Origin of the sequence: Nocardiopsis chromatogenes YIM 90109 (assembly GCF_000341185.1) — a bacterium.
Lineage (GTDB): Bacteria > Actinomycetota > Actinomycetes > Streptosporangiales > Streptosporangiaceae > Nocardiopsis_A > Nocardiopsis_A chromatogenes.
In genome coordinates, this window is sequence record NZ_ANBH01000219.1 from 1 (window position 1) to 10265 (window position 10265).

General features: G+C 73.3%; 8 protein-coding genes and 1 pseudogene. 3 read left to right on the forward strand and 6 right to left on the reverse strand.

What is annotated here, in order from left to right; genetic code table 11:
• Positions 1 to 27 precede the first annotated feature (27 nt).
• The 3 genes and pseudogenes from D476_RS0120600 to D476_RS0120615 all read right to left on the reverse strand — a co-directional run bounded on the left by D476_RS0120600 (position 28) and on the right by D476_RS0120615 (position 3725).
• Positions 28 to 1050 (reverse strand): hypothetical protein, encoded by a 1023-nt coding sequence (locus D476_RS0120600; protein ID WP_051061803.1) that lies wholly within the window; start codon positions 1048 to 1050, stop codon positions 28 to 30.
• A gap of 536 nt (positions 1051 to 1586) precedes the next feature.
• Positions 1587 to 2814, reverse strand: a pseudogene (gene kynU, locus D476_RS34000) (kynureninase).
• 44 nt (positions 2815 to 2858) lie between these two features.
• Positions 2859 to 3725 (reverse strand): tryptophan 2,3-dioxygenase, encoded by an 867-nt coding sequence (locus tag D476_RS0120615; protein WP_017625820.1) that lies wholly within the window; start codon positions 3723 to 3725, stop codon positions 2859 to 2861.
• A 169-nt stretch (positions 3726 to 3894) separates the two neighbouring features.
• Between D476_RS0120615 and D476_RS0120620 the strand changes: the two genes are divergently transcribed.
• A complete protein-coding gene (locus D476_RS0120620; RefSeq protein ID WP_017625821.1) occupies positions 3895 to 4332 on the forward strand; it encodes an Lrp/AsnC family transcriptional regulator in 438 nt (145 codons plus the stop codon).
• 116 nt (positions 4333 to 4448) lie between these two features.
• Here the strand turns inward: D476_RS0120620 and D476_RS36535 are convergent, their stop codons facing one another.
• Complete coding sequence (locus D476_RS36535; RefSeq protein ID WP_017625822.1) at positions 4449 to 4577, reverse strand: methionine/alanine import family NSS transporter small subunit; 129 nt, start codon at positions 4575 to 4577, stop codon at positions 4449 to 4451.
• Positions 4577 to 6133: a sodium-dependent transporter gene (locus D476_RS0120630; protein WP_017625823.1), complete on the reverse strand. Its 1557-nt coding sequence runs from the start codon at positions 6131 to 6133 to the stop codon at positions 4577 to 4579. Before D476_RS0120630 ends, D476_RS36535 begins: the two co-directional genes overlap by 1 nt.
• Positions 6134 to 6559: 426 nt before the next feature.
• Between D476_RS0120630 and D476_RS0120635 the strand changes: the two genes are divergently transcribed.
• Together D476_RS0120635 and D476_RS0120640 are read left to right on the forward strand one after the other, a co-directional pair.
• Entirely contained in the window at positions 6560 to 7099 is a 540-nt protein-coding gene (locus D476_RS0120635; protein WP_017625824.1) for a hypothetical protein, read from the forward strand.
• Positions 7089 to 7727, forward strand: a complete 639-nt coding sequence (locus D476_RS0120640) for a class F sortase (RefSeq protein ID WP_017625825.1) — start codon at positions 7089 to 7091, stop codon at positions 7725 to 7727. The genes D476_RS0120635 and D476_RS0120640 overlap by 11 nt, the downstream gene beginning before the upstream one ends.
• Before the next feature lie 371 nt (positions 7728 to 8098).
• On the opposite strand, the gene D476_RS0120645 is transcribed toward D476_RS0120640, so the two are convergent.
• The gene (locus D476_RS0120645) at positions 8099 to 8827 is read right to left on the reverse strand and encodes a PhzF family phenazine biosynthesis protein (RefSeq protein ID WP_040726760.1); all 729 of its coding nucleotides are present in this window, start codon (positions 8825 to 8827) and stop codon (positions 8099 to 8101) included.
• Between the last annotated feature and the right edge of the window lie 1438 nt (positions 8828 to 10265).

Here is a 10265-nt window from a genome sequence, read left to right on the forward strand (position 1 = left end):
GCCGCGGTGAGGGGGCGGGAGGGGCCCTCAGGCGCCGTGGCGGCCCCTGGAGCGCACGCGCTCCACGACGTTGTCGCGGGCGGCGCCTGCGGCGGTACCGGCCTTGGCGGCCAGGTCGGCGGCCTTGGCGTAGGCGGAGGAGTCCTTCACCCGGGTGCCGATGTCGGTGGCCTTGGCCACCCACGACTCGGGCAGGCGGGAGGCGGCCTGGGACAGCAGGCCCTCGCCCTGGGAGGCGTAGGACGCCGCGGGGCGGCGGGCGAAGAAGAGCGCGATGAGCAGCGCCGGAAGGACCGCGAGGGTCAGCGCGCCGGCCGCGAGCGGCAGGTCGGCGCCGGCCAGGGTGAAGCCGTTCATGCTGTTGGCCGCGGTCTGCGCCTCGGTGCCGGTGGACGAACCGCCGCCGGAACCGTCGTTCCGGCCGTGGGCGGCGAGCTCCTGGTCGGTCTGCTCGGCCTTCTTCTTCGCGGCCTCGGCCTCGGCCTTCTCCTCGGCCTTCTTCTGCTCCTCCTCCTTCTTCTTCTGGGCCTCTTCCTCCTTCTTCTTCGCCTCCTCCTCCTTCTTCCTCTGCTCGTCGGCCTTCTTCTCCTCGTCGGAGCGCAGGTCGTCGGGCACGGCGGAGACCGCGCTGTCGCAGACGGTGGAGCCGCTCATCGGGCGCGGGGCGCCCTCGGTGCCGTGGCCGTCGCCCCACTTGGTGATGACGTACTCGACGTCGATGTGGCCGTTGCCGCCGGAGACGGTGTAGCTGGAGTCGTTCCAGGACTCGCCGGTCAGCTCGGCGAAGGTCTTGCCGTCGAGGTCGAGCAGGACGTTGCAGCCCTCGGCCGGGTTGCCGGGACCGCGGTCGCCGATGAAGAAGTCGGCCTTCTTGCCGTCGTAGAGGACGTAGCCCTCGGTGCCGAGCGGCCAGCTCGGGCTGGCCGCCAGGCCCTTCTGCATGGGCTCGCCGGAAGCGGGGGCACCGGTGTCTCCGTTGATACCGGAGCCGTCGTCCCAGAAGTAGGACGCCTTCACCTTGCCGTACTGGATCGGACTGTCAGAGCTCATTGAGTGAAACCCACTGTGGGTCGGAGACAGGACCGAACGAGGCACAGGCGAATCCGGGCACGGCGGTTCAAGGGCGCGGCGGATCCGGGGCAGGCGACAGGGCATGGGCGGCTGCCCATGGTCGCGCGGGTGGGGACCGGCGTTTTGCGGGGGTTGGGACCCCGAGCGCCGCGGGGGCGGCGCCGCCATGAGGAGTCCGGCGCTCACGCCGGCCGCTCCGGTCCCCGAGAAGATCGGGGGCCTCGTTCTGTCCGGGCCGCGATGAGGTGCGACCGGGACGGGCACCGGTCCGCGGCCATCCAGGTCACGAACCGGTCACGAAGGACTGTAACCCACGGAAAAGTAAAATGCGATGGGACTGCAGGTAAAAACGCAGGTCAACGAGGCCACAGGGAAGCCCCTGCGGCGTCGGGACCGCCCGCGCCGCAGGGGCTCTCGCATCTCGATCGGGTAAAAAAGCGGTGCTCGTCACACCATGGTGCGGACCTGGTCTCGGCCGCCCGCCGCCGGGCCGCCGGGGAGCCGCCCGGGGCCGGTCAGGTGACCTGGGACCGCCTGGAGTAGCGGGGATCGCGCCACTCGCCGGTCTCGATGACCTCCACCAGCGCGCTCGCCGCGTCGAACACCTCGGCGTACCCCAGGTAAAGCGGGGTGAAGCCGAAGCGGAGCACGTCGGGGGCGCGGAAGTCGCCGATGATGCCGCGCGCGATCAGCGCCTGGACGATCGGGTAGCCGTCCGGGTGCGCCAGCGACACCTGGCTGCCGCGCCGCTCCGGCTCGGCGGGGGTGACCAGCCGCAGCCCGTCCGGGCCGGTGCCGCCCGGGGCCGCGATGGAGATGAACAGGTCGGTCAGGGCCAGGCTCTTGGCCCGCACCTGCCCCATGTCCACCCGCGACCACACCTGCAGGCTGGCCTCCAGCGCCGCGTCGGCGACCAGCGGCTGGGAGCCGNTCGGCGGGCCGGTAGTCGGGCTCGAAGTCGAAGGGGCGGGCATGCCCGTGCCAGCCGCTGAGGGGCTGGCGCAGATGGGGCTGGTGGCGCCGGGCGGCGTAGACGAAGCCGGGGGCGCCGGGGCCCGCGTTCAGATACTTGTAGGTGCAGCCGACGGCGAAGTCGGCCCCGCACCCGTCCAGGTCGACCGGGACCGCGCCCGCGCTGTGGCACAGGTCCCACACGACCAGGGCGCCGTGGCGGTGCGCCAGCTCGGTGATCCCCGCCATGTCGCGCAGCTCACCGCTCCGGTAGTCCACGTGGCTGAGCAGCAGCACCGCCACGTCTCCCCCGGACAGCGCCTCCTCCAGGGCATCGGGGCGGGCGGGGGCGCGCCGCTCCTCGGCGCCGGTGATCTCGGCGGCGCCCTGGGTGATGTACAGGTCGGTGGGGAAGTTGCCGTCCTCGCCCAGCAGCACGGTGCGCCCGGGGTTCAGCCGCAGCCCGGCGACCAGGGTCTTGAAGATGTTGGCGGAGACGCCGTCGCCGACCACCACCTCGTCCCCGGCGGCGCCCAGCAGCGGGGCGAGCATGGCGCCCAGCTCGCGCGGCTTGTCCCACCACCCGGCGTCGTTCCAGCTCGCGATGAGGCCCTGGCCCCATTCGCGCTCGATCAGGTCGGCGACGCGGGCGGGCACCGCGGCGGGCAGCGCCCCCAGCGAGTTGCCGTCGAGGTAGATCACTCCGTCGGGGAGCCGGAACTCGCCGCGGAACGCGGCCAGCGGGTCCTCGGCGTCGCGCTTCGCGCACTCTTCTCGGGTCACGGGCGCCATGCGGCGGTTCCCTTCTCGTATCCGCTCACGGGTGGGGGAGGCTCTCACAGCTCGGTGCGCAGCGACCACAGCTCGGGGAAGACGTCCTGGGCGGCGTTGGCGGCCAGCCAGCGCAGCCCGTTCGAGCCGCCGGTGCCGGGCTTGGCGCCCATGGAGCGCTTGACCGCCGCCAGGTGCCGCTGCCGCCACCGGGTGACCCGCTCGGCCGTGTCCAGCAGCGCCTCGGCCAGGGTGAACAGGTCGTTGCCCGGGGTGTCGTCGGCGTAGACGCGGGCCCAGGCGGCGCGCACCCCGTCGTGCTCGGTGTAGGGCCGGGTGCGGTCGCGCTCCAGCGCCTCGCCGGGCACGGGCAGTCCGCGCCGGGCGAGCAGGCCCAGGGCGGCGTCGTAGAGGCCGGGCTCGGACATCGCGCGCTCCAGCTCGGCGCGGGCGCGCGGGGAGCCCTTGTGCGGGCGCACCATCGGCTCGGAGGTGTTGCCGAGCAGGAACTCCAGCCGGCGGTAGGTGTGCGACTGGAAGCCCGAGGCATCGCCCAGGGCGTCGCGGAAGCGGGAGAACTCGGTGGGGCTCAGGTCCGCGAGCAGGTCCCAGGAGGAGACCAGCACGTCCTGCACGTGCGCGCCCCGGCGCAGCTCGAACAGGGCGGCGGGCACGTCGTCGCCCTCCATGGCGTCGCGGGCCCGCTCCCAGTGCCCGGCGAGCAGGGTGAACAGCAGCTCCATCACCTGGGTGGCGATGATGAAGGAGGTCTCGGACGGCTCGTCGGTGCGCGGGCGCTGCAGGTCGAGCAGTGTGTCGATGGCGCCGTAGCGGGCGTAGGGGGTGTCGCCCGCCACGTCGAGTTCCGGTTCGCCACCGGTGCGTGCGGCCCGCTCCTCGCGTCTGCGCTCCGCCGCGGACGGGATCGGCATCGTCGCCCACCTCTTCGCTGCTCGGGCCCCGGCCCGGCGCCGGGGCGTCCCCGAGCCCTCAGCATGCAACAGATCACACGGAATGAGAATGGACGGCGCCTATCGACCACGGTGTCCGACTTTGTGGTCATAATGGATTTCCGGTGTTCTCCTTATCGGAGGGAAGGCGATGCTGGACGGGGTCGACCGGCGCATCCTCGCCGAGCTCCAGGCCGACGGGCGGCTGTCCTACAACGAGCTGGCGCGGCGGGTGCGGATGTCCTCCCCCGCCGTGGCCGAGCGGGTGCGGCGCCTGACCGACCGCGGGATCATCACCGGCTACCACGCCCGGGTGGACCCCTCGGCGGCCGGACTGGCGGTGACCGCGCTGGTGCGCATGGAGTGCTTCGGGGCGCGCTGCCTGCTGCGCGACGAGGAGGCCATGGCCTGGCCGGAGATCCTGCAGCTGCACCGGGTCACCGGGGACGCCTGCTGCGTGCTGCTGGTGGCGGTGCGCTCGATGGAGCGGTTCGAGGACCTGATCGACCGCCTGGCCGAGCACGGGCGGCCGTCCAGCACGATGGTGCTGTCCACCCCGGTGCCGTGGCGGCCGGTGTCGCCGCCCTGAGGCCGTTCCCGGGCGCGCCCGCCGCCTGCGCCTTGCGATCGCAAAGCCGGGCGGGGGCCGGACACGACGGCGCCCGGCCCCGAACGGGACCGGGCGCCTCGGCGTGTGCGCGGGGCTCAGCCCGCCTGGCGGCGGGCCGTGTCCTCGGCGTCGGGGTGGGCGCGCAGCCACAGCGCCGACGCGGCCAGACCGCCCCAGATGATGACGATGGCCACGACCATCATGACGACGGCTCCGGTCGACATCAGACGTCTCCTTCCCCGGCCGCCCGCCCGGCGGCCGACTCCTGCCGTTCGCGTTCGAGGTCGTCCTCGGCCGTGCCGACGTCACGCTTCCACAGCACGGCGGTGAGCAGGACCGAGACGACGATGACGCCGCCTGCCACGCCCCATCCGGCCGCGTTGAGGAACCACTGCGGGTAGTCCTCGTAGGGCGCGCTGAACTCGGCCTTGAGGCTGTCGTACATCATGAAGCCCAGGACCACCGGGGTGATCACGCCCAGGGCGGCGATCCACCAGCCGCGCAGCGGCACCGAGGAGATGGCGTCGGTGTAGCGCTGCAGGGACGGCAGGGCGCGCAGCGCCCAGGCCACGACCACCACGAGCACCAGGGACGCCAGGGCGATGCCGTACTGGTTGATCCAGTGGTCGATGGTGTCGAGCAGGAACAGGCCCTGCCCGGCGGGGAACAGCACGATGGAGACCACGGCGGTGGCGCCGCCGACGACGGCCACCGCGGGCACCCGCCCGACCCCGAAGCGGTCCTGCACCGCCCCGACGACCACCTGCACGATGCTGATCAGCGACGAGAGCCCGGCGACGACCAGCGAGACGAAGAACAGCACACCGAAAACGTCCCCGGCGGGCATGGTGGAGATGATCTGCGGGAAGGCGACGAAGGCCAGCCCGATGCCGCCCGCGGCCACGTCCTGGACCGCGACGCCGCTCTGCACGGCCATGAAGCCCAGCGCGGAGAACACGCCGATCCCGGCGAGCAGCTCGAAAGAGCTGTTGGCGAACCCGGCGACCAGCGCCGTTCCGGTCAGGTCGGCCTTGCGGCGCAGGTAGGAGGCGTAGGTGATCATGATGCCGAAGCCGATGGACAGCGAGAAGAAGATCTGCCCGTAGGCGGCCACCCAGACCGAGCCGTCGGCCAGGGCCGACCAGTCCGGCGCGAACAGGGCCTCCAGGCCGGTCCCGGCGCCCTCCAGCGTCACCGCGCGCACCACGAGCGCGCCGAAGAGCAGGAGCAGCAGCGGCATGAAGATCTTGTTGGCGACCTCGATGCCGCGGCGCACGCCGAAGCCGAGCAGCAGCAGCACGACGACCCAGACGGCGACCAGCGGGACGGCCACCCCGATGTTGTAGGTGCCGAAGTCGCCCGCCTCGGTGATGCCGACGAACGACTCCTGGAAGAAGGAGCCGGGCTCGGCGCCCCACTGCTGGCCGATGGAGAACCCGGCGTAGCGGACCGCCCAGGCGATGATGACGGCGTAGTAGATGGCGATGAAGAAGCTGATGAGGACCTGCCACCAGCCGATCGCCTCGGCCGGACGGGACAGGCGGCGCAGGGCCACGGGGGGCGAGGCCCGGAAGCGGTGGCCGATCGAGTACGAGAGGATCAGGAGCGGGATCCCCGCCGTGAGCAGGGCGATCAGGTAGGGGACCAGGAACGCCCCGCCGCCGCTCTCGTAGGCCACGTAGGGGAAGCGCCAGATGTTCCCCAGGCCGACCGCGGACCCGATCGCCGCCAGCAGGAACCCGGATCGGGTCGCCCACTGCTCGCGGTGTGCTTTTGGCATGTCGGGAACTCTTTCCAGTGAACCGGAACTGAAGTGGATCTTGGGGCACGACCGTAGCACCACTAATCCCGATTGGGCACTTGTGACCTCCTCTGACACAGGTGGAGGTGTCCCCCGGGACGGCGGCGCCCACCTGCGGCTTCCGCCGTGGACGGCGGCGGACGAGACAGGTGGGGCCGGTCCCGGGTGGGGCCGGTCCCGGGTAGCCGCACCGCGGAGCGGGTCCGTTGAGGGTGGTGGTGGGTGACGGGTGGGCCCGCTTAGGTCAAGCGCGGGCCGCGTTCCAGGAAAAAGAGGACAGAAAGCGATTACTTACTGTAACCACAGTCAATGCATACAGTGACATATCTTCCGCTCCCCGTGCGGCCCGAGCGCAGTACCCGCACGCGGAGCGGTCCCGTACCGCCTGCCAAGGGGTCGACCGAGATGAAGCCACTGACCACCGCCGGACCCGTCACCGCCCTCCTGGCGGCGGGCGCCCTGGCCCTCGCGGCGTCCCCGGCGGCCGCCGCCGGGGAGGAGATCGTCGTCTTCCCGGCATCCGCGGCCCCCGGGGACGGCGTGACCGTCAAATCCTCCTGCGAGGGCCCGGCCGAGCGCCTGGAGTTCACCTCCGGCGCCTTCTCCGAAACGGCGGAGGCCCCGCTGGTCAACACGTTCGGCAGCACCACGGCGAGGGTGAGTGAGGACGCCCGGCCCGGCGCGTACGCGGTGACGGGCACCTGCACCGGCGGGGCGGCCACCGGGAAGGAGACGGTGGAAGGGACGTTCACGGTGACCGGCGGGCCCGCGCCCACCCCGTCCGGGGCACCGCAGACCGGCGGAGGGGGCACCGCGGACCGGGGCATCGGCGCGAGCGCCGCCGACGCGGCACGGGGCCCGACGGGCGCGGCGCTCGGCGTTCTGGCCGCGCTGGCCCTGCTGGGCGCGGTGGGCCACCCCCGCCTGCGCCGCGATGCCGGGTGACCTTCGGACCGCCGGGGCTCTGACGACGGCGGCCGTCGCAGCGGCGACGGCCCTGGCGCTCGCCGGTGCCCAGGAGCCGCCGCCCGACCGGGACCGACCGCCCGCGTCCGGGGCCGCCGGGGCGACCGGTGCCACCGGTCCATCCGGCCACGAAGGGTCCGCCCCCGCGCCCCTCCCCCGTTCCGCGCCGGTGGCCCTGTCCATCGGCGCGATCGGTGTGCGGGCGCGACTGCTGGAGATGGGCCTACGCGACGACGGGTCGCTGGAGGACCCGCCGCTGGATGACGCCGACTCGGCGGGGTGGTACGCCCTGGGCCCGACCCCCGGGGAGGCGGGGCCCGCGGTGATCACGGGCCACCGGGACACCGCCGAGGGCCCGTCGGTGTTCCTGCGCCTGGAGGAGCTGCGCCCGGGCGACCGGTTCACCGTGGGCCGGGAGGACGGCAGCACGCCCGAGTTCGAGGTCGTGCGCACGCGCCGGGCGGACAAGGACGGGTTCCCGACCGAGCGGGTCTACGGCCCGACCCCCCACCCGGAGATCCGCCTGATCACTTGCGCGGGCGCCTTCGACCCCACGACCGGGCACTACGCGGAGAACCTGATCGTCTTCGGCCGGATGGTGGGCTGACGTCACCGCCCGGACGGTGACGCCTCCCCGCCGAGCGGCGACGGGCACGGCCGGTTCCCGATCATGCTCTGCCGCCGGGCGGCGGACCGCCGCAGTTCCGGGGGGGGAGGGAGGGCGGCGACGAGCGGGGGCAGCGGCCCACCGGGCGGCGCCGCCGAGCGATCGGCGCGGGGCTGGTCACCGGAGACGACCACGACGGAAAACGGAGCGGTTCCCCGGATCCGCCTGCCGTCCGGTGGGCTCCTGCGGTCGGGGCGAAGCCCCGTCCGCAAGAGCGGTGTCACCTCCGTTCCCCCCGCGGTGACCTCGACGGGAGAGTGGACGAGCCCACCGGGGCGGCCGCACTCCGTCGAGGTCACCGGGGGACCGGCCTACCCGACGGTGGGCAGGCGGTATTCGCGCTCCTCCAGCGCGACCGTGCGGCCGCCGACGTCGATCAGTCCGTCGGGGGCGGGGCGGACCTCGATTCGGGAACCGACACCCTGGCGGATCGACAGCGGACGGCCGAGTTCGGCGCCCAGGCGCAGAGCGGCCGCGCCGGTGGCCTCGTCCTCGTCGATCCCCATCGCGCGCGGGAAGACACGGACGCGCACCAGGCCGCGCTCTTCGTCCTCCCAGGCCCACACCCGTGTGTTCACCCCTTCCTCGCCGCCGTCCAGCGCCTCCACCTCGGCCACGGTGTCGAAGCGGCGCACCACGAACTCGGGCGCCGTGCCCGGGTCCGCACGGATCCAGGTCGCATCGCCGTCGGCCCAGGTCGGCACGGGCCCGGCGGGCGGCAGCAGCGCGGCCGGACGCACGCCGCGACGGCCCAGCAGCCAGGAGGTACCCACGAGGGGGTGCCCGGCCAGCGGCAGTTCGACGGCGGGGGTGTGGATGTGCAGCCGCCCCGTGGCGACGTCCTCCACGAACACCGTCTCGGAGAAGCCCAGGTCAGCGGCGATCCGCTGACGCAAGGGCGCGGGCAGACCGGGGGTGTCCAGGAACACCCCGAGGGCGTTGCCCCCGGTCGGAGAGGACTCGTCGCCTCCCAGAAAGACGCTGAGCACGTGCAAAGTCGCGGTCTCCGGAACCGTATCCGGAGGGATGGTCTCGCTCATGACCCGTACTCTGCCACCATGCCAATGAAAGCACCACTTATTTCTACTTCAGTTACACCTAAGCAACACTTACACAGCTCTTCCCCTTCCTCCGAGAACCACGACACCCGCATAGGCGAGCCCTCTTGCGTTAGCACTGTCGACCGCCAGGCGTGTACGTGGTCACCGTGCTCGGCGGCGACGGAGGAAGCGGGGCAGTCCCCGGCCCTACCTGCCGGGCAGGCCCCTCGCGGCCCGGGAAGGCGGCGACACAGCAGGGACCCCCTTACGGCCCCCAGCCAGGCGGCGGGCCGGTGGAATGTGAGGTGGAAAGCGGCGACGCAGGTCGGCGGCCGTTAGGGCAGCGCCGTCGGGCGGCGGGCGCGTGCGTGGTCACCGCGTTGAGCGACGACGGGATGAGCAGCGGTTCCCCGGCCCCGCCTGCCAGGGCGACCGGCCCCTTGCAGCCCGGGCAGGGCGGCTCGGCCGGTGCCCCGCTTGTGGGCCCCGGCCGGGCGGTGGGCTGCTTGGATGTGGGGTGTGGAAGGGCGGCGACGACGAAGGTCGGCGGCCCCTCCGCCAGCGTCGTCGGCTGCCGGGCGTGCGGATGGCCACTGTGATGGGCGGCGACGGCGAGAACCGAGCGGTTCCCCGGCCCCGCTTGCCGGGCGGCGGGTCGCTCGCGGTCCGGGAAGGCGGCGCGATCAGGCGGGCGGGTGGTCGCCCGCGCTCGTGGCGGCCGCCGGGCCGGTGCGCAGGCCCGGCGGGGCGCCCCTCCAGGCATAACGGGCGTATAGGCATGGGGTCGGTGATCCCGGGCGGTGGAACCACCACCTGATCGGCGGTTTCGTAGCGGTTCCCCCGCCCGGGATACCCCCCGGGGTCCGTGCGGAGCCCGGGAGGCGGATTCCGGTCCGCCGCTACCGGCCCGGTGTCCGCTTCGCCCGGATTCCCGGGCACCGGCCCCCCTTCCGCGCGCTGTTCGACAACCGGGGCGGCCCGGCGGACGGCACGGGCGTGCGCTCATCGCGATATGCGGGCGGGATTCGGTGCCAGCAGGCCCATAAACGGCACACTGGGACCGTTTGCTGGGCCCAGTGTCACTGCGTGTAGCCGATATCGGCCCCGCGCGGGCCCCTCGGCGCCCGGCGGGGCACCCGGGCGGCCGCGCGCCCGCCTCTGCACCCCGCCAGGACACCCCGGACAGGCACGAACCGGACATTCCATTCCTAGAACCTGTTCTGGTGTCGCGGTGTTCGTCGCCCGGGGGCCTCCCCGGACGTCGCTGGGCGCGCATCCCGCCCCCACCCGCACCTAACACGGAGTATTCACCCAGGTCACGGGCCATCCGGGGTTCGCCGTGCAGGCCCGGCGGCCACCCCGGACGACGAAAACCGCGAACCCCGCCGCTCGCGGCGCCTGCCCGGCCCCCGAGAGGCCCGCCGGACGGCAAGCAGGC